This window comes from Ruegeria sp. EL01, assembly GCF_900313035.1.
In the GTDB taxonomy this organism is placed as follows: Bacteria; Pseudomonadota; Alphaproteobacteria; order Rhodobacterales; family Rhodobacteraceae; genus Ruegeria.
In genome coordinates this window covers 50,154-76,115 of sequence record NZ_OMPS01000044.1, presented here as the reverse complement: position 1 = coordinate 76,115, position 25,962 = coordinate 50,154, and the positions used below count along the sequence as shown (strand labels likewise).

The 25,962-nt window shown below is 56.8% G+C and carries 25 protein-coding genes; 18 read left to right on the top strand and 7 right to left on the bottom strand.

Annotated elements, in window-relative coordinates:
- Positions 1–26: 26 nt before the first annotated feature.
- The 7 genes from soxB (at position 27) to hemA (ending at position 8,059) form a co-directional block, all read left to right on the top strand.
- Positions 27–1,724: a thiosulfohydrolase SoxB gene (gene soxB / locus D9K61_RS18455; RefSeq protein ID WP_120634667.1), complete on the top strand. Its 1,698-nt coding sequence runs from the start codon at positions 27–29 to the stop codon at positions 1,722–1,724.
- Between the two features lie 21 nt (positions 1,725–1,745).
- Positions 1,746–3,017: a sulfite dehydrogenase gene (gene soxC, locus D9K61_RS18450; protein WP_120634666.1), complete on the top strand. Its 1,272-nt coding sequence runs from the start codon at positions 1,746–1,748 to the stop codon at positions 3,015–3,017.
- Positions 3,001–4,299: a c-type cytochrome gene (locus D9K61_RS18445; protein ID WP_120634665.1), complete on the top strand. Its 1,299-nt coding sequence runs from the start codon at positions 3,001–3,003 to the stop codon at positions 4,297–4,299. The genes soxC and D9K61_RS18445 overlap by 17 nt, the downstream gene beginning before the upstream one ends.
- A 42-nt stretch (positions 4,300–4,341) precedes the next feature.
- Positions 4,342–5,010 carry a c-type cytochrome gene (locus tag D9K61_RS18440; RefSeq protein WP_254055821.1) on the top strand — a complete coding sequence of 223 codons (669 nt, stop codon included), beginning with the start codon at positions 4,342–4,344 and terminating at the stop codon, positions 5,008–5,010.
- A gap of 23 nt (positions 5,011–5,033) precedes the next feature.
- Positions 5,034–6,299, top strand: coding sequence for an NAD(P)/FAD-dependent oxidoreductase (locus tag D9K61_RS18435; protein ID WP_120634663.1), 1,266 nt, complete (start codon positions 5,034–5,036; stop codon positions 6,297–6,299).
- Positions 6,300–6,419: 120 nt separating this feature from the next.
- Positions 6,420–6,842 (top strand): DUF302 domain-containing protein, encoded by a 423-nt coding sequence (locus tag D9K61_RS18430; protein ID WP_120634662.1) that lies wholly within the window; start codon positions 6,420–6,422, stop codon positions 6,840–6,842.
- Positions 6,842–8,059, top strand: a complete 1,218-nt coding sequence (gene hemA, locus D9K61_RS18425) for a 5-aminolevulinate synthase (RefSeq protein WP_120634661.1) — start codon at positions 6,842–6,844, stop codon at positions 8,057–8,059. Before D9K61_RS18430 ends, hemA begins: the two co-directional genes overlap by 1 nt.
- Before the next feature lie 14 nt (positions 8,060–8,073).
- Here hemA and D9K61_RS18420 read toward each other — a convergent pair whose 3' ends face one another.
- From D9K61_RS18420 to D9K61_RS27710, 6 genes are all read right to left on the bottom strand, one after another.
- Positions 8,074–9,126 (bottom strand): YeeE/YedE family protein, encoded by a 1,053-nt coding sequence (locus tag D9K61_RS18420; RefSeq protein ID WP_120634660.1) that lies wholly within the window; start codon positions 9,124–9,126, stop codon positions 8,074–8,076.
- 146 nt (positions 9,127–9,272) lie between these two features.
- On the bottom strand, positions 9,273–10,214 hold the full coding sequence (locus tag D9K61_RS18415) for an MBL fold metallo-hydrolase (protein WP_174235115.1): 942 nt from the start codon (positions 10,212–10,214) through the stop codon (positions 9,273–9,275).
- A gap of 2 nt (positions 10,215–10,216) precedes the next feature.
- Positions 10,217–11,125, bottom strand: coding sequence for an MBL fold metallo-hydrolase (locus D9K61_RS18410; RefSeq protein WP_120634659.1), 909 nt, complete (start codon positions 11,123–11,125; stop codon positions 10,217–10,219).
- A 224-nt stretch (positions 11,126–11,349) separates the two neighbouring features.
- A complete protein-coding gene (gene cydB, locus D9K61_RS18405) occupies positions 11,350–12,354 on the bottom strand; it encodes a cytochrome d ubiquinol oxidase subunit II (protein WP_120634658.1) in 1,005 nt (334 codons plus the stop codon).
- 2 nt (positions 12,355–12,356) lie between these two features.
- The gene (locus tag D9K61_RS18400) at positions 12,357–13,781 is read right to left on the bottom strand and encodes a cytochrome ubiquinol oxidase subunit I (RefSeq protein WP_120634657.1); all 1,425 of its coding nucleotides are present in this window, start codon (positions 13,779–13,781) and stop codon (positions 12,357–12,359) included.
- Complete coding sequence (locus D9K61_RS27710; protein ID WP_256386765.1) at positions 13,781–13,909, bottom strand: hypothetical protein; 129 nt, start codon at positions 13,907–13,909, stop codon at positions 13,781–13,783. The genes D9K61_RS18400 and D9K61_RS27710 overlap by 1 nt, the downstream gene beginning before the upstream one ends.
- A gap of 126 nt (positions 13,910–14,035) precedes the next feature.
- Between D9K61_RS27710 and D9K61_RS18395 the strand changes: the two genes are divergently transcribed.
- The 8 genes from D9K61_RS18395 to D9K61_RS18360 all read left to right on the top strand — a co-directional run bounded on the left by D9K61_RS18395 (position 14,036) and on the right by D9K61_RS18360 (position 20,946).
- Entirely contained in the window at positions 14,036–14,506 is a 471-nt protein-coding gene (locus D9K61_RS18395) for an Rrf2 family transcriptional regulator (RefSeq protein WP_120634656.1), read from the top strand.
- Positions 14,503–15,168, top strand: a complete 666-nt coding sequence (locus D9K61_RS18390) for a Crp/Fnr family transcriptional regulator (RefSeq protein ID WP_120634655.1) — start codon at positions 14,503–14,505, stop codon at positions 15,166–15,168. The genes D9K61_RS18395 and D9K61_RS18390 overlap by 4 nt, the downstream gene beginning before the upstream one ends.
- Positions 15,169–15,265: 97 nt before the next feature.
- Positions 15,266–15,481 (top strand): DUF2892 domain-containing protein, encoded by a 216-nt coding sequence (locus tag D9K61_RS18385; RefSeq protein WP_120634654.1) that lies wholly within the window; start codon positions 15,266–15,268, stop codon positions 15,479–15,481.
- Position 15,482: 1 nt separating this feature from the next.
- Positions 15,483–15,914 (top strand): YeeE/YedE family protein, encoded by a 432-nt coding sequence (locus D9K61_RS18380; RefSeq protein ID WP_120634653.1) that lies wholly within the window; start codon positions 15,483–15,485, stop codon positions 15,912–15,914.
- Positions 15,915–15,917: 3 nt separating this feature from the next.
- Positions 15,918–16,355 (top strand): DUF6691 family protein, encoded by a 438-nt coding sequence (locus tag D9K61_RS18375; RefSeq protein ID WP_120634652.1) that lies wholly within the window; start codon positions 15,918–15,920, stop codon positions 16,353–16,355.
- 166 nt (positions 16,356–16,521) lie between these two features.
- Positions 16,522–17,406 carry an MBL fold metallo-hydrolase gene (locus tag D9K61_RS18370; RefSeq protein WP_120634851.1) on the top strand — a complete coding sequence of 295 codons (885 nt, stop codon included), beginning with the start codon at positions 16,522–16,524 and terminating at the stop codon, positions 17,404–17,406.
- Positions 17,407–17,419: 13 nt separating this feature from the next.
- Positions 17,420–19,102, top strand: coding sequence for a bifunctional protein tyrosine phosphatase family protein/NAD(P)/FAD-dependent oxidoreductase (locus tag D9K61_RS18365; RefSeq protein WP_120634850.1), 1,683 nt, complete (start codon positions 17,420–17,422; stop codon positions 19,100–19,102).
- A gap of 134 nt (positions 19,103–19,236) precedes the next feature.
- Complete coding sequence (locus tag D9K61_RS18360; RefSeq protein WP_120634651.1) at positions 19,237–20,946, top strand: SulP family inorganic anion transporter; 1,710 nt, start codon at positions 19,237–19,239, stop codon at positions 20,944–20,946.
- Between the two features lie 2 nt (positions 20,947–20,948).
- On the opposite strand, the gene D9K61_RS18355 is transcribed toward D9K61_RS18360, so the two are convergent.
- Positions 20,949–21,728 carry a DeoR/GlpR family DNA-binding transcription regulator gene (locus tag D9K61_RS18355; protein WP_120634849.1) on the bottom strand — a complete coding sequence of 260 codons (780 nt, stop codon included), beginning with the start codon at positions 21,726–21,728 and terminating at the stop codon, positions 20,949–20,951.
- Positions 21,729–21,933: 205 nt separating this feature from the next.
- On the opposite strand from D9K61_RS18355, the gene D9K61_RS18350 reads away from it, so the two are divergent.
- The 3 genes from D9K61_RS18350 (at position 21,934) to D9K61_RS18340 (ending at position 25,962) form a co-directional block, all read left to right on the top strand.
- Entirely contained in the window at positions 21,934–22,881 is a 948-nt protein-coding gene (locus tag D9K61_RS18350; protein ID WP_120634848.1) for an ABC transporter substrate-binding protein, read from the top strand.
- A gap of 70 nt (positions 22,882–22,951) precedes the next feature.
- Positions 22,952–23,974 carry a glycine betaine/L-proline ABC transporter ATP-binding protein gene (locus D9K61_RS18345; protein WP_120634650.1) on the top strand — a complete coding sequence of 341 codons (1,023 nt, stop codon included), beginning with the start codon at positions 22,952–22,954 and terminating at the stop codon, positions 23,972–23,974.
- Positions 23,971–25,962: a proline/glycine betaine ABC transporter permease gene (locus D9K61_RS18340; protein ID WP_120634649.1), complete on the top strand. Its 1,992-nt coding sequence runs from the start codon at positions 23,971–23,973 to the stop codon at positions 25,960–25,962. The genes D9K61_RS18345 and D9K61_RS18340 overlap by 4 nt, the downstream gene beginning before the upstream one ends.

Sequence of the window (25,962 nt, the reverse complement as noted above, 5' to 3'; positions counted from 1 at the left end):
GCATGTGTTTAAGGGAGAAAACAACTATGATTTCGCGTCGGGACTTTTTGCAGGTCGGGATGGCAGCCTCAGCCATTGTCGGCGCATCCGGTTTCGGGAATTGGGCGCGGCTTGCAGCGCAACAGTCCCTAACACAGGACCAACTGTTAGAGTTCGACACGTTCGGTAATGTTTCCCTGATCCATGTGACGGATATTCACGGGCAGCTGAAACCGATCTATTTCCGCGAGCCTTCCATCAATATCGGTGTCGGTGGTGGCAAAGGTGTTGCGCCGCATGTCACAGGCTCTGATTTCCGCAAACTCTATGGCATCGCCGATGGCAGCCCCAGCCACTATGCGCTGAGTTCCGGGGATTTTTCGTCGCTTGCTCAGACCTATGGACGGGTCGGCGGGCTTGATCGGGTCGCAACGGTGATCAAGGCCATCCGTGCAGATCGCCCCGATGCCATTCTTCTGGATGGCGGCGATACTTGGCATGGCTCTTACACCTGTCTGAAGACGCAGGGCCAGGATATGGTCAATGTGATGAACGCCCTTGCGCCGGACGCTATGACGTTTCACTGGGAATTCACCTTAGGCAGTGATCGCGTCGCCGAGCTGGTTGAACAGCTGCCCTTTGCGGCCTTGGGGCAGAATATCTTTGACGCGGAATGGGACGAACCGACCGAGCTGTTCCCCCCCTACAAAATGTTCGAACGCGGCGGCACAAAGATCGCGGTTATTGGGCAGGCGTTTCCGTACATGCCGATTGCAAATCCCGGCTGGATGTTCCCCGAATACGCCTTTGGCATCCGCGACGAACACATGGCCGCGATGGTCAAAGAGGTGCGCGCAGCCGGGGCGGAATGTGTCGTTGTGCTCAGCCATAATGGATTCGACGTTGACAAGAAGATGGCCAGCGTTGTCCCAGGGATCGACGTCATCCTGTCTGGCCACACGCACGACGCCCTGCCCGAGCCGGTACAGGTTGGAGATACCATCATCGTGCCGTCAGGCTCGAACGGAAAATTCGTGAGCCGTGTCGATCTTGATATCCGTGACGGTCGGATGATGGGGTATCGGACGAAACTGATCCCGATTTTCTCGGATGTGATAGCCCCGGACGCCGAAGTGGCCGCCCTGATCGATGAACAGCGCGCGCCTTATCTGGCCGAGATGTTGGAGGTCGTCGGGCAGACCGACAGCCTTCTGTATCGGCGTGGGAATTTCAACGGCACGTGGGATGATCTGATCTGTGATGCACTGCTCAGCGAGCGTGACGCGGAAATCGCGCTCAGCCCCGGTGTGCGCTGGGGCCCGTCGCTGGTGCCCGGTCAGGACATCACCCGTGAGGATATCTTTGGCGTGACCTCGATGTCTTATGGTCAAGCCTATCGCTCTGAGATGACAGGGGAATTCCTGAAAGTTGTGCTCGAAGATGTTGCCGACAACATTTTCAACCCGGATCCCTATTACCAACAAGGCGGCGACATGGTGCGCACCGGTGGGCTTGGCTATCGGATCGATGTGTCCAAGCCGCAGGGCGAACGTATCTCGAACATGACGCTTGTGAAAACGGGTGAGGCGATTGATCCGGCAAAATCCTATGTGGTCGCCGGATGGGCTTCGGTCAATGAAGACACCGAAGGTCCGCAGATCTGGGATGTCGTGGAAAGCCACATCCGCAAGCTGGGTACCGTGACGGTTCAAGATAACACCAATGTCGACGTTGTCGGCGTTTAAATAAAACTGGAGACTTGAGACATGGATCAGATGTTCAAGCCGTCCCGCCGAGCCTTCCTGAGAGGCGGCGCCGCGATCGCGGCCGGCTCGGTTGCTGGCTCGGTTGCCGCCCAAAACGCAGACCCGCTGATCACCGAGCTGCAGGACTGGGCCTCGTACACCGGCGCAGGTGTTGACGAAACGCCTTATAGCCTTCCGATTCACTTTGAAAGCGATGTGGTACGTCGGAATGTGGAATGGCTGACGGCCTCGCCGATTTCCTCGATCAACTTCACGCCGATCCATGCGCTTGATGGGACGATTACGCCTCAGGGTTGTGCATTCGAACGGCACCATTCCGGCGCCATCGAACTGAGCAAAGATGACTATCGCCTGATGATCAACGGGTTGGTCGATCAGCCCCTGGTCTTCACCTATGACGATCTTCAGCGGTTCCCGCGCGAAAACCATGTCTATTTCTGTGAATGCGCCGCTAACACTGGCATGGAATGGGCGGGCGCGCAGCTGAACGGCGTGCAATTCACCCATGGCATGATTCACAACATGGAATACACCGGCGTGCCACTGCGCCTGTTACTGCAAGAGGCCGGTCTGGATGCGGCCGGGGATTTTGCGGACAAATGGGTCTATGTCGAAGGCGCGGATGCCTCGTCCAACGGCCGATCGATCCCGATGGAAAAAGCCTTGGACGACGTGCTTGTTGCCTTCAAGGCCAACGGCGAAGCGCTTCGGATGGAACATGGCTATCCTGTGCGTCTGGTTGTGCCCGGCTGGGAAGGCAATATGTGGGTCAAATGGCTCCGCCGCGTTGAAGTGACGGATGCAGCCGTCGAAAGCCGCGAAGAAACGTCGAAATACACGGATGTGTATGAAAACGGGGTTGCGCGGAAATGGACGTGGGTTATGGACGCGAAATCGGTCATTACCTCGCCCAGCCCTCAGATGCCGATCAAACATGGGCAAGGTCCGTTGATCATTTCCGGCCTTGCATGGTCCGGTCACGGTCAGATCACCAGGGTCGACGTCTCCAAAGACGGCGGCATTACCTGGGAAACGGCGCGGTTGGGGCGACAGGGCGACACCAAAGCCCTGACACGGTTCTATCTGGATACTGACTGGGACGGCGCGCCAATGCTGCTGCAAAGTCGGGCGATGGACGAAACCGGGTATGTCCAACCAACCAAGGATCAGCTGCGTGAAAAGCGCGGCGAAAACTCTGTCTATCATAACAACTGTATCCAGACCTGGTACGTGAATGCAGAAGGGATCGCCGAGAATGTCGAAGTCTCTTAGTCGTATCTATCTTCCCATATTCGGCGGTATCGCGCTGGTTTCCAGTCTTGCTGTGGCTGTTGCAAATCGCGGGTATGGCGACAGCCAGATTGACACGCTGCAGACGCGTCTGTCTCAGGTCAAGGCCCATGAGGGCGCGGCGCGGGTATTGGCGGATGAAAATGCCGCCCGGGTTGCCGAACTGGAAACGCAATTGCAGGAGGCGCAGGCCAACAGCGGGGCAGGTGCCTCAGGTATCGGAATATCAGAACAGGTGCCCGCACATGACGGGAAATTGAGGCTTGGGCGCAACGCGCTGCCGGAAGAGATTGCTGCATGGGATGTAGATGTGCTTCCGGATGGGCGGGGTCTGCCGGAAGGTGCTGGCGATGTGTTCACCGGGGAGGAGGTCTTCGCTGATAAATGCGCCTCCTGCCACGGAGATTTTGCCGAAGGCGTCGACAATTGGCCGGTCCTTGCCGGCGGGTTTGACACATTGGCCGACAAGGATCCGGTGAAAACCGTCGGCTCGTACTGGCCGCATTTGTCCACGGTCTGGGACTATGTGAACCGTTCGATGCCTTTCGGCGAGGCCGGAACGCTAAGTGCCGACGAAACCTATGCAATCGTTGCTTATATTCTGTATTCCAATGATTTGGTGGATGATGAGTTCGAGTTGACCCAGGACAATTTCGCAGCGTTCGAGATGTACAATAAGGACGGCTTTGTCATCGATGACCGGCCTGATCTTGAATACGCCGAATGGGCCGTCGAACCCTGTATGGAGAACTGCAAAGACAGCGTGGAAATCACCATGCGGGCCACCTTCCTGGACGTCACACCAGAAGAGGGTGGAGAGTCGGTGATGAACGACGCAACCACCTCAGATACGCCAACATTCACTGCAGCGTCGACGTCAGCCGCTGACACCGAAACACCCGCGGTTTCAGCAGATGCGACTGCCAGTGCCGCTGGAATAGACCCTGAATTGGTCGCGGCAGGCAAAAAAGTCTACAAGAAGTGCAAAGCCTGCCATGCTGTCGGGGATGGGGCCACCAACAAAGTGGGTCCGCAGTTGAACGCTTTGATTGGACGTGAATTTGGTGCGGTTGATGGGTTCAGTTACTCGTCCGTCTTCAAAGCGGCACATGACGAAGGCCGTGTTTGGGATGAGGTTACGCTGGACGAGTTCCTGGCCAAGCCAAAAGCCTATATGAAAGGCACCAAGATGAGCTTTGCAGGATTGAAGAAAGAGCAAGACCGAGCCGCAATAACAGCGTATCTCAAATCAATCGGTGAATAGTAGATGGTGCCATTTTTGCGACCTTCCCTCTCAGCCCTCGCCATGACGGTTTCTACCGTCGCGGCGGCGAGTACCCTCGGGGATTCCGAGGCGGGAGAGAAGGTTTTCGCGAAATGCAAAGGCTGCCATCAGGTTGGCGAAGGCGCGCGGAACCGTATTGGGCCGCATCTGAACGGCTTGTTCGGCCGCCCCGCCGCCGGGTTGACCGAGTTTTCCTATTCGAAAAGCATTCAGCGAGCTGGATCCAGTGGGCTGGAATGGCATGCTGAAACCCTGGATGCGTTTCTGGAAAACCCACGGTCTTACGCGTCCGGAACGCGGATGAGCTTTCGCGGACTGAAAAACCCCGAAGACCGGCACAATGTCATCGCGTATTTGCGGTTGTTCTCGGATGACCCCGCAAACATTCCCGAAGCAGACCCAACCGCAACGGCAACTGATCATGACGTCGATCAGGCTATTTTAGCAACTCAGGGCGATCCCGAATATGGCGCCTATCTGAGCAGCGAGTGCACAACCTGCCATCAGGCGGACGGAGGGGATGCGGGCATCCCGTCAATCGTTCTATGGCCGGAAGACGAATTTGTTGTCGCCATGCATGCCTACAAGACCAAGCAACGCAATCATCCTGTCATGCAAATGATAGCAGGACGGCTCAATGACGAAGAAATCGCCGCCTTGGCGGCGTATTTCAACAGCCTCGAAAACTGAGGCAAAACAGGGAGGAGACTGCAATGAAGATGAATAGGAGGATTTTTCTGGGCAAAACCGCTGTGGCGACAGCCGCCGTGGCTGCGCCAATGGTTCTGGCGGACGGTCATGCCAAGCCACGCGTCGTCGTTGTCGGAGGGGGTGCAGGCGGTGCGACTGCGGCACGCTATATCGCCAAAGACAGCAAAGGTGAGATCAATGTAACGCTTATCGAGCCGACGCGGACCTACTACACTTGTTTCTTTTCAAACCTCTATCTTGGCGGTTTCAAAGAGATCGAAGATATCGGCCATTCATATGGTGGCCTTGCAGCCGGTGGTGTCAACGTCGTGCATGACTGGGCTGTTGGTGTCGACCGCGATGCAAAAACGGTATCGCTCGCCGGTGGTGGCAATGTGAAATACGACAAGCTTATCCTCAGCCCCGGTATCGATTTCGTCGATATGGCCGTTCCCGGTTGGGACATTTCTGCACAAAATGCGATGCCTCATGCGTATAAGGCCGGATCACAAACCGAACTGTTGAGGGCGCAACTGATGGCGATGCCCGAAGGCGGCACATTTGCAATGGTGGCCCCGCCAAACCCGTATCGCTGCCCACCCGGCCCGTATGAGAGGGTCTCGATGGCCGCGCATTACCTGAAGGCCAATAACCCGACGGCCAAGATCATCGTGGCTGACCCTAAGCCAAAATTCTCGAAAATGTCGCTGTTCCAGGAAGGTTGGGCGAACCATTACGAAGGGATGATCGACTGGATCGGCGAGGATTTCGGCGGTGGCAATGTCAGCGTGGACCCTGCTGCAATGACTGTGACGATTGATGGTGAAGAAACCAAGGTTGACGTCTGCAATGTCATCCCGGCCATGAAAGCCGGTCGCATTGCCGAGATTGCAGGTGTGACCGATGGCAACTGGGCCCCTGTCAATGCGGCGGACATGTCCACCAAGGCCGATCCCGACATCTATGTACTGGGGGATGCCTCGCAACAGGGTGACATGCCCAAATCAGGGTTCTCGGCCAACAGCCAGGCCAAGGTGTGCGCCAATGCCGTGCGCGGTGCGCTGACTGGGTCCAAAGTATTCCCGGCCAAATTCTCGAACACCTGTTGGTCCCTCATTGAAACCAACGATGGTGTCAAAGTTGGTGCCACGTACGAGGCGACAGCCGAAAAGATCGCCAAGGTGGATGGTTTCATTTCCCAAACCGGCGAAAGTGCTGATTTGCGCAAAGCCACCTACGAAGAATCTGAGGGTTGGTATTCCGGAATAACCGCCGACATGTTCGGCTGAGCCGATTGGACGTCCTTGTCGCGTATCAGGCATCAAGGGCGTCTTTTTTGAAGTTCCCGGATGACGTTTAAGGCCCCCGGTCGTGGATCTGACGATACTGAACGAAGAAGGAGCTGCAAGATGAATACGACGCTTTTGGCACTTGCCCTGACCGCCGGTACGGCGGCCGCTGACCCAATCCTAGTGCCATTTGATGGCAGCTTCGATGACGCAACCTTTGCGGTTGAAAGCGCGATTGTCGGCAAAGGTCTGGTGATCGATTCCGTAAGTCATGTTGGCGACATGCTGAACCGTACCGGTCAGGATGTGGGCAGCGACGCGACGATTTTTGACAATGCCGACATCTTCCTGTTCTGCTCGGCCGTCATCTCGCGCGAGGTGATGGAAGCGGACCCGATGAATATCGAGTTTTGTCCTTATGGTATCTTTGTCACAGATCGGGAAGGTCAGGTCATGGTAGGGTATCGATCATACCCAGATGGGCCGATGCAGAAAGTGCAGGCTCTTCTCAATGACATTGTTGCTGAGGCAGCGGGGAACTGATGAACTACCAGGGCTTCTTCCGATCCAAACTGACGCGCTTGCGTGATGAAGGCAATTATCGCGAGTTCGCTGAGCTTGAGCGTCACAGGGGGCAGTTCCCCAGCGCGACCTGTCACAATGGGCCGGGCGAGGTCACCATCTGGTGCTCAAACGACTATCTGGGCATGGGACAATCCCCAAAGGTTCTACAGGCCATGCACGACGCGTTGGACCGGACCGGAGCCGGTGCAGGAGGTACGCGCAACATCTCAGGCACCACCCATGATCACGTATTGCTCGAAGGTGAGCTGGCTGATCTTCATCGCAAGGAAGCGGCGCTTTTGTTCACGTCGGGATATGTGTCCAACTGGGCTGCGCTGGGAACTCTGGCGGCTAGCATTCCGGACTGTGTCGTCCTGTCTGACGCGCTGAATCATGCGTCGATGATCGAAGGGATCCGTCATTCTCGCGCCCAAAAAGTGATCTGGAAACATAACGATCTGGTCGATCTGGAATCGAAGCTGGCCGCACTGCCGATTGACCAGCCGAAATTGATCGCGTTTGAAAGCGTCTACTCGATGGATGGTGATATCGCTCCAATCAAAGAGATCTGCGATCTGGCCGACCGCTACAATGCGATGACCTATCTCGATGAGGTCCACGCTGTTGGTCTTTATGGCCCAAGGGGCGGCGGCATCGCCGAACGCGAGGGTCTTATGGACCGGCTGACGGTTATCGAAGGCACGTTAGGCAAGGCGTTTGGCGTCATGGGCGGCTACATCGCGGCCTCTGCTGAGGTCTGTGATTTCGTGCGTTCATTTGCCAGTGGATTCATCTTTACCACCGCGCTGCCACCCGCCATTGCGGCCGGGGCGGCGGCCTCGATCCGGCATCTGAAGAACAGCGATCAGGAACGCGCGACGCAACAACAGCGGGTGGCCGAGGTGCGGGCCAAGCTGGATGCGATAGGCTTGCCTCATATCGACAACCCCAGCCATATTATTCCCGTGATGGTGGGTGATCCAATCAAGTGTAAATTCATCTCGGACACGCTGTTGAAAGACTACGGCATCTACATTCAGCCCATCAATTACCCGACTGTGCCAAAAGGGACCGAGCGTCTAAGGATCACGCCGTCCCCTGTTCACACGCAGCAGGACATTGATCGATTGGTCACCGCACTTGAAGACCTTTGGTCCCAGTGCCAACTGGCCCGGCAGCCTTTGGCGGCGCAATAACCAGTTAAATCGGATTACGAATTGACCGGTTTGGCGCCGCGTCCCGAGGCCATCAGGACATGCGTTCCAATCGCACCGATCCACATGCAAAAGACGGCAACCCAAGCCGTAAGTGCAAGAATTGCGCCGCCCGACATACCGGCCCCAACGGCGCATCCGCCTGCCAGCATGCTGCCAAACCCCATCAGAACACCTCCGAGCAGGTATTTCTCCATCGGAGTGTCGGCCTCGAACCGCTGGATTTTCGCCTCGCCGGTCATGAGCGCGACGCTCAAGGCCCCCAAAAAGACACCGGGAACCAGCCCCAGCCCGAAACTCATCGGTAATACGCGGTCATTGACCAATGCCATCAAGGTGTCGGCAGACGGCCCTGTGAACGTTACGGATTGAATGGGAACCACGTCGAAGGAAACTGCGGCGACCCGGTAAGTCAGGAACCAGCCTGCAAAAACAGCAATGCCAACAAGCGCCGCTGAGAGCAGTTCGGATTTTCGCAGGTTCTGCGACAGCCCAAATGCAAGGGCGCCCAGCAAAGCCAGTCCGCAAGCGATCCCGACAACAGGTGTGGTTTCGAGCAGTGACCTTTCTGACTCGCCGGAAACCGTCCAGATCCCCGCCAGTTTTTCCCGCACGGGGGCCAGAACGCCGCGATACGATGCCTGTGCCGTCAAGGTCAGAACAAGGCCGGTCACAATTGCCCGAAGGTTGCCTGAGGCAGACAGAACCAGCAGTCGGCTGGCACAGCCCCGCGCAAGGATCATGCCGATTCCGAACAACAGACCCCCGATCATCGCACCGGACAGACTACCGGTGCCGGTAAGTTGCCGAGCTGCGCTGACATCCAGATGACCTGACAGAATTGCGATTTGAACCATTGCCAGCCCGGCTGCAAACGCCACAAACCAGATTGCAAGTTTCGGCCCAAATGAAAGTTGCGCAACCTCTACCGTCGCAGCCCGCAGGCAAAACCGCGAATGATAGGCCGCCGCGCCAAAGACCAGCCCGACACCAGCGCCTGACGCCATCAGGAGCTTTGGTTCACCGAACTGATCAATGAGCTGTTCCATTCAAACCGCTGGTTCGTCATCAGTTGAACCACCATGCATCGGCAGTTTGAGAGCGTCCTTGACTTCGCGCAATTGCGGCGGGTCTAACCAGAAGTCAAAACATCAATCTCATGATGTTCGGACTGGAAACAGCCGGTAGCACCTGCTTACTCAAACTCCATCTGCTCGTAGACGCGTCCGGCATTGCGGGTCGCCAGTTCTTCGAACGTATCCAGATTTGCGTAGGGGCTTTGGTCGACATAATAGGCCTCGGCGAGATCCCCGCCATTGCCCAGATGTTCGCCGACTTTCTCGCGCAGATAGACCAGATAGCCGTGCGTGTACCGGCGGACCTGATCCATGTTGGTCGGATGACCGTGCCCCGGAATCACATAGGTGGCATTCAAGGGTTCGAAAGCGGTTTCCCAGGTTTCGATCCAGTCGAGCACAATTGTGTTCTCAAAAATGGGCAGCATCCGTTCGTGAAACGCCATGTCCCCGGCAATGACAAGACCCTGATCGGGTAACCAGACTTGCGTGTCGCCCGGCCCGTGCGCGGGGCCCAGATTCAGAACTTCTATCCGGAACTTGCCCATTTCGATGGTTTTCTTGTCTTCGAACGTCTCGGTCGGGGCGGCAATGAAGGTGCCTTCGGCCTTGTCCCGGTTGTAGCCCTTCATCTGCTCAAGCAGCCGGTTTCCCTGTTCCTCGACCTCATGCGCCGCGTCGATATGGGCCAGGATTGGTACACCTTGTTCAGCCCAGTACGAATTGCCCAGCACAGCATGACCCTGACCATTTTCGTCGATGATCAGTTTCACGGGCTGGTCCGTGATGGCCGTGATTTCTTCATGCAAGGCTTGCGCCAAAATATAGGCGGCACCACCATTGATCACGATGACGCCATCCCCTGTCACGATGAAGCTGAGATTGTTGTTGTGACCGCTGTTCTCATAGGTCGGCGGGGCAGTTGCACCTATCGCGGACCACACGTGTGGAATGACCTCAACCGGTTTGGAATACAGTGGCGATCCCGGATACTGATCCGCAATATCTTCGCTGGCCAAAGCGGGGGATGCCAGCAGGATCAGTGAGATGATTTTGCGCATGATCAACCCTCGATAAACCGATAACCGTCACCGTCCGCGACGGCCCGACCAATGCCACCATTGGGCAGGTGAAAGCCAACAAGGCTCAGGTCTTTGTGCGTCAGGCGATCAAAAAGCATCTGCCGGGTTGCAGCAGCCAATTCGGCGTTCTGGTCAGACCCGCTGAGCCAGCCCGGCTTGCGAAACGCCACGTGGTGATTGCCAATCGCATCGCCTGCAATCATCGCGGCTGAATTACCCTGCCTGATCTCAAAGGACATGTGTCCCGGCGTATGTCCGGGCGTCGAGACCGAAGCGATCCCGGGCAGTATCTCTTGATCGGCATCGAACAGCTGAACGTTGTCTTCGATCGCTTCCATCCGACGCTTGGCGCCCACAGCAAAGGCAACTCGGGCTTCACCGATGTCAGTCACGGTTTCCGGGTTCCACCAGTAATCCCACTCGGCCCGTCCCATCATATAGGTCGCGTTATAAAACACAGGCTCGTCAAATTCATCCAGAAGGCCCCAGATGTGATCGGGATGGGCGTGGGTGAACACGACATGCGTGATGTCTTCCGGTGCCAACGCAACAGCGTCCAAACTGTCTAACACCGTGCCGGCGGAAGGCATGAAATCCGCGCCGGATCCCACATCAAAAAGAACCGTATTCTGCCCGTCTCGGAACAGGGTCAGATTGCACTCGGGCAGGAGCGTTTTGTTCGACACTCCGTATTCTGCCAGAATTGGCGCAAGTTCGTCCTGTGGCATCGGCCCAAACAAGAAGCTGCCGGGCAATGTCAGGTGGCCATCGCTTACGGTTGTAATTGTAGCAGAGCCAATTGAAATCTCGGCTTTTGAAAGCGTTGGGAGGGCGCTTGCCAACGACATGATGGCTGCAGTCTGCAGAAACCTGCGGCGTGAAAATGGCATCACATCCCTCCATTGAATTCTCTTATACGAATATGAATGAATATTGATTAGATCGCAAGGAAACTATGTCGCTTCGGCGTTGGAAATCCGGTTTATGGTGACCGGGCTGATCTGTGCTTAAATCATCAGGCGGATTGCAAAGGCGACGAATAATAGGGTCGCCACCCCGGCCAACCAAAGCCCGGCAAACCACAGCCACTTTGATAACGAAGACTGTTTTGCCATCAATGATACCCCTCATTCGGGTCCATCTTGCCGCGGAACACCCAATAGGCGTAGGCCGTGTAGGCCAGGATAATCGGGATCAGGATCACTGTTCCGACCAATGCAAAAGCAAGGCTTTCATCTGGTGCGGCCGCTTGCCAGATCGTCAAAGAAGGCGGAATGATCATCGGATAAAAGCTGATGCCAATCCCGACGAAACTCAGAACAAAGAAACCAAGCGCAGAGAGGAAGGGTTGCAGATCTTTCTGCTCGCTGAGCCCGGCAAAAAACGTCCAAGTCAGGGCAAGCATAAGCAGCGGAACCACCATCGAAATCAGACTGCCCGGTAGATTGAACCAACGCTGGAAATAGACCGGGTCCTGAAACGGTGTCAGGATACTGACCAAACCGATCAGTGCCAGAGTCATGGCCCCCAGCCACCACGAGTAGCCGCGCATCTGGACCTGCAGGTCGCCTTCTGTCTTCAGAACCAGCCACGTCGCGCCCAGCAGCGCATAGCCAATGACAACGGCCAGCCCGGTCAGGATTGAAAACGTCGTTAGCCAGTCGAACCAGCCACCCGCATAGGCGCGGTCGGCGATGTCGATGCCTTGCACCAAAGCACCAAGTGCAATGCCCTGACAAAAGGCGGCCAAAAGGGAACCGCCGAAAAAGGCCATGTCCCACACGCCTTTCCAGCGCGTAGTGCGCCAGCGATACTCAAAGGAAACACCGCGAAAGATCAGCCCCAACAGCATCAATGTGATCGGGATGTAAAGTGCTGGCATCAAGACTGCATAGGCCAGCGGGAAGACGGCAAAAAGCCCACCGCCGCCCATCACAAGCCAGGTCTCATTGCCGTCCCAGACCGGCGCGACCGAATTCATCATCAGATCTCTGTCGTGGTCGGATTTTCCAAATGGGAACAGAATGCCGATACCCAGATCAAAGCCGTCAAGCACCACATAGGTAAGAACGGCAAAAGCGATGAGACCGGCCCAGATAAATGCAAGATCGAATGGCATGATCAATTCTCCTTGGGTGAAGCGGCGGGAATGAAATTGGGATCGAGCTGTGCCGCAGGTGTAATGCCTGCTGCGCGGACTGGCCCGTCCCGCAAGCCAATCTTCGGGGTCGCTGGGCGTTGGTTCATCATGCGCAGGATGTAGAACGCGCCCGCTCCGAAGACGAAGAAATAGACCACCACAAAAGCCAGGAGTGATGTAGCAACAGCCGGGGCGTCCACAGGGGCTAAACTGTCTGATGTGCGCAGCAGGCCATAAACCGTATAGGGTTGTCGGCCAACCTCGGTCGTGATCCATCCTGCCAGCACCGCGACGAACCCGCTTGGCCCCATCACAAGCGCTGCGCGATGTAACCATGGCCAGTCATACAACCCGCCCCGCCAGCGCGCCCAAAGGCTCCACAGGCCCAGGCCCAGCATCGCAAAGCCGATCGCGACCATCACCCGGAAGCTGAAGAACACAATCGCGACCGGTGGCCACTCGTCCCGGTCAAATTCATTCAGACCCTTGATCTGCTCGTCAATCGTATGGGTCAGGATCAGAGAGCCGAGATACGGAATCTCTATCGCATGATCCAGCCGACCGTCCTTTTCATTCGGGATGCCAAACAGGGCAAAGGGCTGATGATCGCCTTCCCGGTCAAAATGACCTTCCATCGCAGCAACTTTAATAGGTTGATATTCCAGCGTGTTCAGGCCGTGAAGATCGCCCGCCATGATCTGGATCGGCGTGACCACAACCGCCATCCACATGGCCATCGAATAGGCGCGACGGGATTCCCGATCCGTCCGGTCGCGCAGCAAATGCAGCGCACTGACAGCGCCAACTACAAAGGCGACAGTCAAAAAGGCGGCCAGCACCATATGCACCAACCTGTAAGGGAATGAGGGGTTGAATGTGATGGCCCACCAATCCAGCGGAATGAACTGTCCATTTTCGCCGATGCCAAAGCCTGCCGGTGTCTGCATCCAGCTGTTCACGGCCAAAATCCAGGTGGCGGACATCAGTGTGCCAACCGCAACCATGGCTGTTGCGAACATGTGCAGCCTGTCGCCCACGCGGTCCCGGCCAAACAGCATGATGCCTAAAAACCCGGCCTCGAGGAAAAAGGCCGACAGCACTTCATACGCCATGAGCGGCCCAACGACCGGGCCTGCCTTGTCGGAAAACACCGACCAATTCGTTCCGAATTGGTAGGACATCACAATGCCCGAAACGACGCCCATGCCAAACGCCATGGCAAAGATCTTTTTCCAGTAGTTGAACAGGTTCAAATAGGTTTCGTCCCGCGTTCGCAGCCACAATCCGTTCAACACCGCCAAATAGCTGGCCAGTCCAATTGAAAACGCTGGGAAGATAATGTGAAACGAGACGGTGAACGCAAACTGCGCCCGCGCCAGAGTCTCTGCACTAAAGCTTTCGAGCATTAGATCGGTTCCTTTTCAACGAGGCGAACAGCCAGCATCGCAGAGAACAGGCGCTGCGGCACCGACTTGAATGGTGTTGAAATTTCAGCTGAGACGATCAGAGAAACATCACCAGGGATTCGTGGCATGAGTCTTCCTTTCCGATCTTGTCACTTGCGCCCGACATATCTGTGCCGAGACATGCATTCAGTGACAAAATCACTGAGCTTGCAGAAAAGTTATATTATTTTTAGAATTTTGTTCGAGGGGACAAAATGAAGCTGACATCGTATTCGAATTATGCGCTGCGATCATTACAACTTGCGGCACTGAAGGCCCCGAATCGCATTCGAGTGGATGATGTCGTGCGCGTCCACGGGTTGGCCCGGCCCCACATAGTGAAAATCGTACACGAGCTTGGGCGTGCCGGATACCTTAAGACCCTGCGCGGTCGTGGCGGCGGATTTTTCCTGGCCAAGCCACCGGATGAAATTGTTGTTGGCGACGTCATCAGATTGACCGAGGGCCCGCTAGATGTTGTCGAGTGTTTCAACCCCGAGAAAAACACATGCCCGTTGATCGGCATTTGCAAGCTGTCACAGGCGATGCAGAAGGCAACCCTTGCTTTCATGGCCGTGCTCGATGATCTGACCCTGGCCGATATCGCCTCGAACAAAGGCGAACTGCTTGCGCGTATTGCACCGATTGAGGACGGCATAGTGGCACCCATCAGGAAAGCGCGATGACGATCACGGACTGGACCGAACGCTTTCAAGGCACCAGCAGGCTGCCGCGGTCCGTCCGCGATCGCCTTGTATCCGCGGCGCGTCTCGTGCGGTTTTCCAAAGGTAGTCAGGTTTTTGGCCCGGATAACGTGCCGGACAGCCTGTTTTTCCTTTACGAAGGTAGAATCCGGGTATCGCAAAGCTCGGAATCAGGGCGCGAGATCGTGCTTTACCGGGTTGAGGCTGGTGAAAGCTGCGTGTTGACCACCGCCTGCATGTTGGCCGAAGAGGCGTATAATGCAGAGGGCGTGGCCGAAACCGACGTGACGGCGATTGTTCTGCCAAAACCCGCCTTTGACCGGTTGGCTGCCGAAGAGGACGCGTTCCGCAATTTCGTGTTTGCGGCCTATTCCCGTCGTCTGATCGACCTGCTGAGGGTCGTGGACGACGTAGCCTTTGGGCGCATCGACGTCAGGCTGGCCGAACGTCTTCTGGCCCTTGCCGACGACAAGGCTGAAATTCTGGCCACGCATCAGCAGCTTGCCAGCGAGCTGGGCACCGCCCGTGAAGTGGTGTCGCGGGTCTTGCATGATTTTCAAAAGCGCGACTTGATCACCCAGTCACGTGGCCAGATCTCATTGATCGACAAGCCTGCGTTAGCAGTGCTGGCGCAAAGCGACTGAAGGATTTCAGATTTTTTCTAAGTTTGCGTGACATTGTCACTGAAGGTCTGGTCTCAAAGTTATATTTTTTGATGAGCTTTAGAATTAGGAGAACGATATGACCGCCAATGTCGGAGCAATCGACCGGGTTCTGCGCGCCGCGCTGGGTCTGGCCCTGCTGTACCTTGCCTTCTTCAGTGCCCAGCCTTTGTTTGCCGAACCCCTGTACAAATATGGCGCGGCAGTCATCGGCGGCGTCGTTTTGCTGACCTCGGCCATGCAAGTCTGCCCGCTGTATTCGTTGCTGGGCATTAAGACCTGCAAGGCTTGCTGACATGGAAACCGCATTCACTCCATTTGCGTCATTGGGCGGCGGGTTGCTGATTGGGTTTGGGGCCGTGCTGTTGATGCTGGGCCTTGGGCGCATCATGGGGGCCACCGGCATTATGTCCGGGCTGGTCTTTGCTGAAAACACGGTCGAGTTTTCCTGGCGGGCTGCACTGGCGGCGGGGATGATCCTTGCGCCGGGCCTGATCTATGCAGTGACCGGCACCATGCCCGCAATCGACGTTCCGATCAGCCCGCTGATGATCGTCATCGGCGGTGTGATTGTCGGGTTGGGCGCAAGCCTTGGGTCCGGGTGCACCTCCGGTCACGGCGTATGTGGCCTGTCGCGCCTGTCTGTGCGGTCGCTTGTGGCCGTGCCGACCTTCATGGTGACCGCAGCAATCACCGTTTTTGTGATCCGCCACATGTTCGGAGGATAGGGGATGCGATTGATCTATGTGTTTCTCACCGGCCTTGTGTTTGGCCTCGGGATCGCGATCTCGGGTATGATGAACCCGGCCAAGGTGCTGAACTTCTTCGATCTGGCCGGAACCTGGGATCCCAGTCTTGCCTTTGTGATGGGTGGCGCTTTGGTGGTTACCTTTGTCGGCTACCATCTTGTTTGGCGCCGCGATGCGCCGTTGTTTGCGAGCCTGTTCCAGATCCCGACCTCGAAGGTTATCGACACAAAACTGATCGGTGGTTCGGCTTTGTTCGGCATCGGTTGGGGGATCGCAGGCTTCTGTCCCGGTGCCGCCATCCCAGCGATAGGAACAGGCCGGTGGGAGGTTCTGTTGTTCCTCGGCGCAGTTGCGGTAGGGTTGGCTCTGGCCCGCATCTTGCAAGGCCAACCATTGTTTTCGCGCTCGGCCAGAGCCTGAGCGGCATTCAGACCGAGCGACAAGTCAGCTTTCACACACAAAGCCGCAGCTGCCGAAATCGGCGCCTTTGACTGGGCGCGGAAGGCCGCTACGCGCAATGCACGAATTGATGATGGATCAGGCCCGAGGTCACCGACCCGCCCTGACCAATAACAGGAGACCCGACATGAATGACTACCCCATTGATATGAATGTCAAACCCGACGTTCAGGCGTTCTTCGATGAGGCCACGAACACAATCAGTTACATCGTGAAAGACCCGACATCCAATGCCTGCGCCATTGTCGATAGTGTGATGGACATCGATTATGCCGCCGGTCGGATCACCTATGATCACGCGGATGAACTGATCCGTCAGGTCAAGGCGCAAGGGTTGGTTCTGGAGTGGATTATCGAAACCCATGTCCATGCCGACCACCTTTCGGCAGCGCCCTATATCCAGCAGAAGCTGGGCGGCAAAATCGGAATCGGCGACAAGATAATGGTCGTTCAGAACACGTTCGGCAAAGTGTTCAACGAAGGCACCGAATTTCAACGTGACGGCAGCCAGTTCGATGCTCTGTTCAAGGATGGCGACACCTACATGGTTGGCAACATGCGCGCGTTTGCCATGTACACGCCCGGCCATACCCCCGCCTGCATGGTTCATGTCATGGGGAATGCAGCCTTCGCCGGTGACACGCTATTTATGCCCGATGGTGGATCGGCACGGGCGGATTTCCCTGGGGGCGATGCCGGTATCCTGTATGACTCGATCCAGAAAGTGCTGAGCCTGCCGGACGAAACCAGTCTGTTCATGTGCCACGATTACGGTCCAAACGGGCGCGACATCAAATGGGAAACCACCGTCGGCGAAGAGAAAACGCACAATATCCATGTGGGTGGCGGCAGGACAAAAGAAGAGTTCGTCAAGTTCCGGACCGAGCGCGACGCAACGCTGGCCATGCCGAAACTGATCATTCCGTCTTTGCAGGTGAACATGCGGGCCGGTGAAGTTCCGACCGACAAGGATGGAAACCCGATGCTCAAAGTGCCCGTGAATGCGCTGTGAAGAGGATATGAACATGGAGATGACGAAGATATCCGACGCGCTCTCGGTCTCTCCTCAGATCGTGCAGGGCGACATCGCGGCCATAAAAGCGGCTGGGTTTCGGGCCATCATCTGCAACCGACCCGATGGTGAAGGGGCCGATCAACCCACGTTTGAAGAAATCGAAGCCGCGGCTGAACGTGTCGGTATCGAGGCGCGCTATGCCCCGGTGCAAAGTGGGTTGGTCAAGGATGAAGATGCCAAGACGTTTGGTATCGCGATGACGGAATTGCCGGGGCCGGTTCTGGCCTATTGCCGAACTGGGACACGGTCGGCGACGCTGTGGTCGCTGAACGAGGCGGCACACAAGCGCCCGGTCTCTGAAATCCTAGCCGCAACAAAAGCCGCCGGCTATGACATGAGCGGCGTGGCCCGCCGTATCGCAAATGGTGGTCGCACCCCGACGGATACCGGCGATGCGTCATTCGATGTGGTCATCGTCGGCGGCGGTGCCGGAGGGATCGCGACAGCGGCCAGCCTGCATGCGCGCAAATCCGACCTTTCGATCGCCATCATCGATCCCTCGGATGTACATTACTACCAGCCCGGATGGACATTGGTCGGGGGTGGTGTTTTTGCGCCGGAACAGACTGCAAAGACCATGGGGTCTTTGATTCCGCGCGGCGTCAAATGGTTCAAGGCCGCTGTGGCCGCATTTGAACCGCAGAACAACGCGGTCATTCTGGATGGTTGCCGCGTTGTGAAATACGGTCGTCTGGTTGTTTCTCCGGGGCTCAAGCTTGACTGGGGTGCGGTTGAGGGGCTTGAGGAAACGCTGGGTCGCAACGGCGTGACGTCCAACTATCGCTACGACCTGGCGCCTTATACTTGGCAATTGGTGCAAGAGATGAAAGAAGGCCGCGCGCTGTTCACGCAACCGCCTATGCCCATCAAATGCGCCGGCGCGCCGCAAAAGGCGATGTATCTGTCCGGTGATGCCTGGTTCCGGAGTGGTGTTCTGAAGGATATCGACATCCAGTTCATGAATGCAGGCGGCGTTCTGTTCGGTGTCAAAGACTACGTTCCGGCGTTGATGGAATATGTGCAGAAATACGACGCGACGCTGAACTACTTTCACAACCTGATCGCAGTGGATGGCGCGGCAAAAAAGGCGACTTTCAGTGTTGGCATGCCCGACGCTGAACCAAAGCAGGTCACTGTCGATTTCGACATGATGCATGTTTGCCCGCCGCAGGTTGCACCCGATTTCATCCGCGTCTCGTCCTTGGCGGATGCTGCAGGGTGGGTCGATGTGGATCAGGCAACGCTGCGCCACAAAAGCTTTGAGAATATCTGGTCGCTTGGCGATGTGATGAATGCGCCAAATGCAAAAACGGCAGCTGCTGCGCGCAAACAAGCCCCAACCGTGGCGGATAATATCGTGGCCGACATCAATGGCGGCTCGCCGGTTGCAGCCTATGATGGCTACGGGTCCTGCCCCTTGACGGTCGAGCGCGGCAAGATCGTATTGGCCGAGTTCGGCTATGGCGGTGTGCTCAAGCCGAGCTTTCCAAAGTACCTTGTCGACGGGACCAAGCCGACGCGGGCAGCCTGGATCCTGAAGGAAAAACTCCTGCCGCCGATCTACTGGTCGGCCATGCTGAAGGGGAAAGAGTGGATGGCGAAACCTGAACCGCTGAACGTCGCGGCCGAGTAGCCCAGCGCCAGGCCACAACAGCGCCGAAATCCAGAACGGCTGATCTATTCGGACCCATCCTCATTTTGTCCAACCATTATCGGGTGGTCAGAGCTGTAAGGCTCTGACGGCCATCATTTCAGGACGTTGATCAGATGCAGAGTTTTCTTCGATACCTCCCCATCCTCGACTGGGGCCGTCAGTATGATCGGGCAGCGCTGTCCAACGATCTGATTGCGGCAGTGATCGTCACGATCATGCTGATCCCGCAATCGCTGGCCTATGCGTTGCTGGCCGGGCTGCCGCCCGAAGCGGGGATATACGCCTCGATCGCGCCGATCATTCTATACGCGATGTTTGGCACCAGCCGAGCTTTGGCGGTCGGACCGGTGGCCGTCGTATCCTTGCTGACAGCATCAGCAGTGGGGCAGGTGGCACAACAGGGCACGGCGGGTTACGCGGTCGCTGCACTGACGCTGGCGTTCCTGTCTGGGGGATTTCTGGTGTTGCTCGGCGTGTTTCGCCTGGGATTTCTGGCCAACTTTCTCAGCCATCCGGTCATTGCCGGATTTATCACTGCGTCCGGTATTCTGATCGCCACCAGCCAGCTTAAACACATCCTTGGGGTCACTGCACACGGGCATACTCTGCCCGAAATGCTGGGGTCGATTCTTGCGCATCTTGATCAAACCAACTGGATCACTGTGATCATAGGCGTCTTGGCCACGGGGTTCCTGTTTTGGGTTCGCAAGAACCTCAAGCCAACATTGCTCCGCGTCGGCGTTCCGCCCCTTTTGGCCGCCGTTTTGACCAAGGCAGGGCCAGTTGCTGCGGTTGTTGCAACGACGGTTGCGGTCTGGGCGATGGGACTGGCAGGCCGCGGCGTCAAGATCGTGGGTGAGGTCCCGCAAAGCCTACCACCGCTGACCATGCCGGGGTTTTCGCCCGATCTGGTCAGCGCATTGTTAGTGCCCGCAATCCTGATCTCGATCATCGGTTTCGTCGAAAGCATCTCGGTCGCGCAAACGCTGGCCGCCAAAAAGCGGCACAGGATCGATCCGGATCAGGAATTGATCGGGCTGGGTGCGGCCAATCTGGGCGCGGCCTTTACCGGCGGATACCCGGTCACTGGCGGGTTCGCGCGATCTGTTGTCAATTTCGACGCGGGCGCCGAAACCCCCGCCGCCGGAGCCTATACTGCGATTGGCCTGGCATTTGCGGCTGTGTTCCTGACGCCGCTTGTCCACTTCCTGCCCAAAGCCACATTAGCGGCGACGATCATCGTGGCCGTGCTCAGCCTGGTGGATGTGTCGATCCTGAAAAAGACCTGGGGGTATTCTCGGGCTGACTTCATCGCTGTGGCTGCAACCATCGTGCTGACGCTGCTGCTGGGGGTCGAAGTTGGTGTGGCCAGTGGCGTCGCCACCTCGATCCTGCTGCATCTCTACAAAACGTCGCGACCTCATGTGGCCGAGGTTGGACTGGTGCCCGGCACTCAGCACTTCCGCAACATCCTGCGCCATAAGGTGGAAACCGACCCCGCGTTAGTGACGTTGCGGGTGGATGAAAGCCTATATTTCGTCAACGCACGGTTCCTTGAGGATTTGACGCAGTCGCGTGTTACCGAAGGATGTGAAATCCGAAATGTCGTGCTGATGTTTTCAGCCGTGAACGAGGTTGATTATTCAGCGTTGGAAAGCCTTGAGGCCATCAATCACCGGCTGCGTGACATGGGTGTCGGCCTGCACCTGAGCGAGGTGAAAGGACCGGTCATGGATCGACTTAAGACCTCGCATTTTCTGGATCAGCTGAACGGTCAGGTGTTTCTGTCGCAATATGATGCGTGGAAAACCCTGGCGGCCTGAATCTAGTTTGCGACAACCAGGTCGATGTCACGATCCCGAAGCATGCTGGCGATCTCGGCAGGGGGATCTTGATCCGTCACCAGAACATCCAGTTGCACCGAGCTATCCAGTGCAATCGGCGCGCGCTTGTTGAACTTTTCGCCATCGGCGACAGCAATGCGGATCTGGGCGTTCTTCGCCGCGATCTTGGTCAGGTTGGCCTCTTGCAGGTCATGCAGCATAAAGCCCATTTCCGCGCTGATTGCGCCGATCGAGAGTATTGCAAACTGAACATTCAGTTTTTGCACCAGTTCGATCGCTTCGGCGCCAAATGCGCCCCCATCGTGTTGGCGCAGCTCGCCGCCCGCCAAAAAGACCCGGTTGTTGTTATGAGAGCTCAGAGTATACGCGACAAAAACCGAGTTGGTTACGATCAGTAAATTTGATCTCGCTTTGAGCGCAGTCGCCACATAGGCCGTCGTCGACCCGATATCCAGAAACACGGAATCTCCGTCGCTTATCATCTCAACGACAGATGCGGCCAATCTGGCTTTTTCCTGTGCATGCGTGTCCATACGGCTTTGAAAGGGTTGCTCTGTGACAGTTTCAACCAGATGCACACCGCCATGGACCTTGCGAACGGCCTGCGCATCTTCAAGGGTTCGAATGTTTCGGCGGATCGTTTCATTTGAGACATTCAGGCGATTTGCCAAGTAACTGACACGGCACGAACCACCAGCGCGCTGCAGTTCCCGCAGAATCTCTTCCTCACGCTGATTTGTGGTTTTTCTTGGTCTCGTCATGGTGCCTCCACCCAGTTTGATAAAAAGCGCTGTGGCAAAATGCAACAAAAAGCCTAACTTTTGATGCCGAAACCCAAATTTACGAGGCTTTTAAATGATACTTTGTGACATTATGTGGTTTTAGTTGACTGATGTGCAAATTTTCCGCAGTCTGATTCCAATAAAAAGAATAATACACACAAAAAGCCACAACCGGGAGCAAGAGATGACACGGAAAATCAGTGCCTTGGGGGCGTTCGCCTTCGCAGCAACGACATCGATAACTGCGGCTTGGGCGGCGGAATCATCTGATCCGATCAAGCTGACCCTGCACGACTGGTCCGGCCAGTTGATTAACACCAAGATCATGGGATCGATCCTGCAAGAGGCGGGATACAACGTTGAATATGTGCAAGCCGACTACATTGCGCAGTTTGCGGGCCTCAAGACGGGCGATCTGCATCTGGCGATGGAAATCTGGGAAACCACCGGGCGCGAAGCGTTGGACGATGCCACCTCCACCGGCAATGTGGTCAATGTGGGCGAAACCGGGCTGATGGCGATTGAAGAGTGGTGGTACCCCTCGTACATGAAGGACCGCTGCCCCGGCCTGCCGAATTGGGAGGCGCTGAAAGACTGCGCGGAAGAATTCGCCACAGCTGAAACCGACCCGATGGGCCGTTACGTAGGTGGCCCGGTAACCTGGGGCGGGTTTGACGAAGAACGTGTCGAAGCGCTGGAGCTGGAGTTCGAAGTTGTCCATGCAGGCACCGATGCCGCCTTGTTTGCCGAGTTGGAATCCGCTTACCAGCGCGAAGATCCAATCATGCTGTGGGTCTATGTCCCTCATTGGGCTCCGGCAAAATATGATGGCGAATTTGTCGAATTCCCGCCGTTCTCTGCGGAATGCTATTCGGATCCATCAGTCGGTGTGAACCCGAATATGGCCTATGATTGTGGCAAGCCCCGCGGTCCCATCTGGAAGGCGGCCTGGTCAGGTCTGCAGGAAAAGTGGCCCGGCGCTTACGACATCATAGAAGCCTACAACATCAACAATGACGAGATGAGCGCAATGGTCGGCAAGGCCGATCTTGACGGCGTCGAAATCGACACTGTGGTTGCGGATTGGATGCAGACCAACAAAGACCGCTGGTCCGGTTGGGTCTCGAAGTAATCCGTACGGCCGGGGCAGGCATCCTCTCTCTCGCCCCGGTCCTTTTCCAGCCTTTCGACCGGAATACAAAATGACTCCGAAGACGAAATTGTCCTGCCGTAATGTTTGGAAACTCTACGGTGCAAATGCTGCGTCTTTATTGCAGCGATCCCCTGATCCGACCGACCAAGATATCCGCTCGGCCGGTGTCATAGGGGCGGTGCGCAACGCGAATATCGAAATTGCCGAGGGTGAGATTTTTGTCATCATGGGGCTGTCCGGGTCGGGCAAATCCACCTTGGTGCGCTGTTTGTCGCGTCTGATCGAGCCCACGGGCGGCGAGGTGTTGTTCGACGGAGTTGATCTGCTGCACGCCAGCGAGGCCGAGTTGATCGAAATTCGCCGTCACAAGATGGGCATGGTGTTTCAGCATTTTGCGCTGTTGCCGCATCTGACCGTTCTGCAAAACGTCATGTTCCCGCTGACGATACAGGCTGTTCCCAAACCGGACGCCGAGGCAAAGGCGCGTGAGGTGGTCGAACTGGTCGGCCTTGAGGGACGCGAGGACAATTACCCGCGTGAACTGTCCGGCGGGCAGCAGCAACGTGTGGGCATCGCCCGTTCTTTGGTGACAGAGCCGGACCTGTGGTTTCTGGATGAGCCGTTTTCCGCGCTTGATCCGTTGATCCGACGCGAAATGCAGGATGAGTTTCTGCGACTGCAGGAACGGCTGCACAAGACAATTGTCTTCATCACCCACGACTTTGAAGAGGCCGTTCGCCTCGCCGACCGAATTGCCATCATGAAAGACGGCGAAGTGATCCAGATCGCCACTCCCGAAGATCTGGTGATGAATCCGGCCACGGACTACGTGGCGGAATTTACCCACCACATCCCGCGATCCAAGGTCCTGACCGTGGGTGGCGTGATGAGTCGCGAACTGCGCGGTGAAGGTGAGCCCATCCCGCTGAATACAAAAGTGTCTGAAGTCGCCGAGCGGATCATCGCCGCGGACGCGCCCTTGCCGGTATCTGATGATGCTGGGCAGGTGGTCGGTTCAATCGACCGCAAAGCCGTGGCGCATGTTTTGTTTGGACAAGGCGAGCCCGGATGATGCGTCTGACCCGAAATCAGGTCGTTATTCTGACTCTGGTGATCTTTACAATCCTGCTGGGCTATTTCGGGCGTGACCTGTCCAAGTCGCTGGACGCCCGATGGCTGACCAAATTCCCGTTGGCCTGGGTGATCCCCTTCAAGACGTATATCTCGTCTGCCATGGCGTGGTTGATCGAAGACGCTGCCATCGGGCCGGTTTCTTTTACTGATGTGACACGGGCCATCGCCTGGGCCATCGAACAACCCTACAATCTTGTTCTGTCCTTGCTGGCAGACGGGTTTGTTCGCGGACAGGGCAATGACGCGCAGGTTCTTCTGCCCGCGATCAGCTGGATCGTGGTGACGACTGCGGTCATAGCGCTGGGGCAATATTGCCGTGACTGGGGCCTGGCGATACTGGTCGGCGGCTGTTTCATATATCTTGCGATCTTTGGCCAATGGGACAGCGCCATGGTCACGCTCGCATCGGTCTTGATTGCGGTGCCGATTGGCGCGGGAGGCGGGTTGATGCTTGGCATTCTGGCCTATCGCCACCCGGCGTTCGAACGCATCATCTCGCCCATTCTCGACCTAATGCAAACGATCCCGATCTTTGCCTACCTCGTGCCCATTCTGTTTATGTTTGGGTTCGGCCCAATCTCGGCACTGGTTGCAACCATCATCTATGCCACGCCGCCGATGGTGCGCATCACCACCCTATCGTTGAAAGCGGTTGACCCGGAAATTCTGGATTTTGGTCGTATGGCAGGCACCACCAAACGGCAACTGATGTGGAGAATTCTTGTCCCTTCGGCCAGTCACAGCCTGATGGTCGGCGTGAATCAGGTGATCATGCTGACGTTGAACATGGTCATCATCGCCTCGATGATTGGTGCGGGCGGACTGGGATTTGACGTTCTGGCCGCGTTGCGCCGCCTCGATATCGGCGCTGGGTTCGAGGCCGGCATCGCCATCGTCGTTCTGGCCATCGCTGTCGACCGGCTAAGCCAGGCCTTTGCCGAGCGCATGGGGCAGGTACACAAACCCGCTACCGGCGCTTGGGTGTATAGACATCGCCGCACGACGCTGGTTCTGATCCTGCTGGTCCTGACCTGGGTGCTTGGACAGTTCTCGCCTCTGCTGCTGGAATATCCCGAAAGCCAGACGATCACCACCGGCGCCTTCTGGGATGACACGGTCAAATACCTGAATGTGAACTACTTTGACACGTTCGAAGCGATCAAAGTCTTTTTCCTGAACTGGTTCATGATCCCGATCAAAAAGGTTCTGCTGGGCATCCCGTGGCCTTGGGCAATCGCCATGTTGACCCTGCTGGGCTGGCATGCGGGTGGCTGGAGGCTGGCGCTACTATGTGGCGGTATGGCGTCGCTGATCCTGTTGTCGGGCCTGTGGGCCAAGGCAATGGTTACGGTCTACCTATGCGGTGCGTCGGTTATTCTGGCGACGGTGATCGGGGTTCCGATGGGTGTCCTTGCAGCGCTCAACAAACGCGCGGGCACGGTGATCAACCTTCTGATCGACACGCTGCAAACCTTGCCCAGCTTTGTCTATCTGATCCCGGTGGTGATGCTGTTTCGCGTCGGGGATTTCACCGCGCTGATTGCCATCGTGCTATACGCGCTGGCCCCGGCGGTGCGCTATGCCGCCCATGGGGTGCGATCCGTCAGCGAGGATCTGATCGAGGCCGGGCTGGTCTCGGGCTGTACCCCCAGACAGCTGCTGCGTCATATCCGACTACCGATGGCCTTGCCCGAGATTTTGTTGGGCATCAATCAGACGATCATGCTGGCCCTGTCCATGCTGGTGATCACCGCCCTGGTCGGCACGCGCGATCTGGGTCAGGAGGTCTACATTGCACTGACGAAGGCAGATACCGGCCGCGGATTGGTCGCGGGGCTGTCGATCGCCTTCATTGCCATCATCGCCGACAGGTTGATCAATGCCGGTGCCCGTCAGGCCCGCATCCGCTTTGGACTGGAGAGTTGA

Excerpts from the sequence above, each read along its gene's own strand:
- soxB (WP_120634667.1), top strand. The coding sequence starts at position 27 with ATGATTTCGCGTCGGGACTTTTTGCAGGTCGGGATGGCAGCCTCAGCC.
- soxC (WP_120634666.1), top strand. The coding sequence starts at position 1,746 with ATGGATCAGATGTTCAAGCCGTCCCGCCGAGCCTTCCTGAGAGGCGGC.
- D9K61_RS18445 (WP_120634665.1), top strand. The coding sequence starts at position 3,001 with ATGTCGAAGTCTCTTAGTCGTATCTATCTTCCCATATTCGGCGGTATC.
- D9K61_RS18440 (WP_254055821.1), top strand. The coding sequence starts at position 4,342 with ATGACGGTTTCTACCGTCGCGGCGGCGAGTACCCTCGGGGATTCCGAG.
- D9K61_RS18435 (WP_120634663.1), top strand. The coding sequence starts at position 5,034 with ATGAAGATGAATAGGAGGATTTTTCTGGGCAAAACCGCTGTGGCGACA.
- D9K61_RS18430 (WP_120634662.1), top strand. The coding sequence starts at position 6,420 with ATGAATACGACGCTTTTGGCACTTGCCCTGACCGCCGGTACGGCGGCC.
- hemA (WP_120634661.1), top strand. The coding sequence starts at position 6,842 with ATGAACTACCAGGGCTTCTTCCGATCCAAACTGACGCGCTTGCGTGAT.
- D9K61_RS18420 (WP_120634660.1), bottom strand. The coding sequence starts at position 9,126 with ATGGAACAGCTCATTGATCAGTTCGGTGAACCAAAGCTCCTGATGGCG.
- D9K61_RS18415 (WP_174235115.1), bottom strand. The coding sequence starts at position 10,214 with ATGCGCAAAATCATCTCACTGATCCTGCTGGCATCCCCCGCTTTGGCC.
- D9K61_RS18410 (WP_120634659.1), bottom strand. The coding sequence starts at position 11,125 with ATGCCATTTTCACGCCGCAGGTTTCTGCAGACTGCAGCCATCATGTCG.
- cydB (WP_120634658.1), bottom strand. The coding sequence starts at position 12,354 with ATGCCATTCGATCTTGCATTTATCTGGGCCGGTCTCATCGCTTTTGCC.
- D9K61_RS18400 (WP_120634657.1), bottom strand. The coding sequence starts at position 13,781 with ATGCTCGAAAGCTTTAGTGCAGAGACTCTGGCGCGGGCGCAGTTTGCG.
- D9K61_RS27710 (WP_256386765.1), bottom strand. The coding sequence starts at position 13,909 with ATGCCACGAATCCCTGGTGATGTTTCTCTGATCGTCTCAGCTGAAATT.
- D9K61_RS18395 (WP_120634656.1), top strand. The coding sequence starts at position 14,036 with ATGAAGCTGACATCGTATTCGAATTATGCGCTGCGATCATTACAACTT.
- D9K61_RS18390 (WP_120634655.1), top strand. The coding sequence starts at position 14,503 with ATGACGATCACGGACTGGACCGAACGCTTTCAAGGCACCAGCAGGCTG.
- D9K61_RS18385 (WP_120634654.1), top strand. The coding sequence starts at position 15,266 with ATGACCGCCAATGTCGGAGCAATCGACCGGGTTCTGCGCGCCGCGCTG.
- D9K61_RS18380 (WP_120634653.1), top strand. The coding sequence starts at position 15,483 with ATGGAAACCGCATTCACTCCATTTGCGTCATTGGGCGGCGGGTTGCTG.
- D9K61_RS18375 (WP_120634652.1), top strand. The coding sequence starts at position 15,918 with ATGCGATTGATCTATGTGTTTCTCACCGGCCTTGTGTTTGGCCTCGGG.
- D9K61_RS18370 (WP_120634851.1), top strand. The coding sequence starts at position 16,522 with ATGAATGACTACCCCATTGATATGAATGTCAAACCCGACGTTCAGGCG.
- D9K61_RS18365 (WP_120634850.1), top strand. The coding sequence starts at position 17,420 with ATGGAGATGACGAAGATATCCGACGCGCTCTCGGTCTCTCCTCAGATC.
- D9K61_RS18360 (WP_120634651.1), top strand. The coding sequence starts at position 19,237 with ATGCAGAGTTTTCTTCGATACCTCCCCATCCTCGACTGGGGCCGTCAG.
- D9K61_RS18355 (WP_120634849.1), bottom strand. The coding sequence starts at position 21,728 with ATGACGAGACCAAGAAAAACCACAAATCAGCGTGAGGAAGAGATTCTG.
- D9K61_RS18350 (WP_120634848.1), top strand. The coding sequence starts at position 21,934 with ATGACACGGAAAATCAGTGCCTTGGGGGCGTTCGCCTTCGCAGCAACG.
- D9K61_RS18345 (WP_120634650.1), top strand. The coding sequence starts at position 22,952 with ATGACTCCGAAGACGAAATTGTCCTGCCGTAATGTTTGGAAACTCTAC.
- D9K61_RS18340 (WP_120634649.1), top strand. The coding sequence starts at position 23,971 with ATGATGCGTCTGACCCGAAATCAGGTCGTTATTCTGACTCTGGTGATC.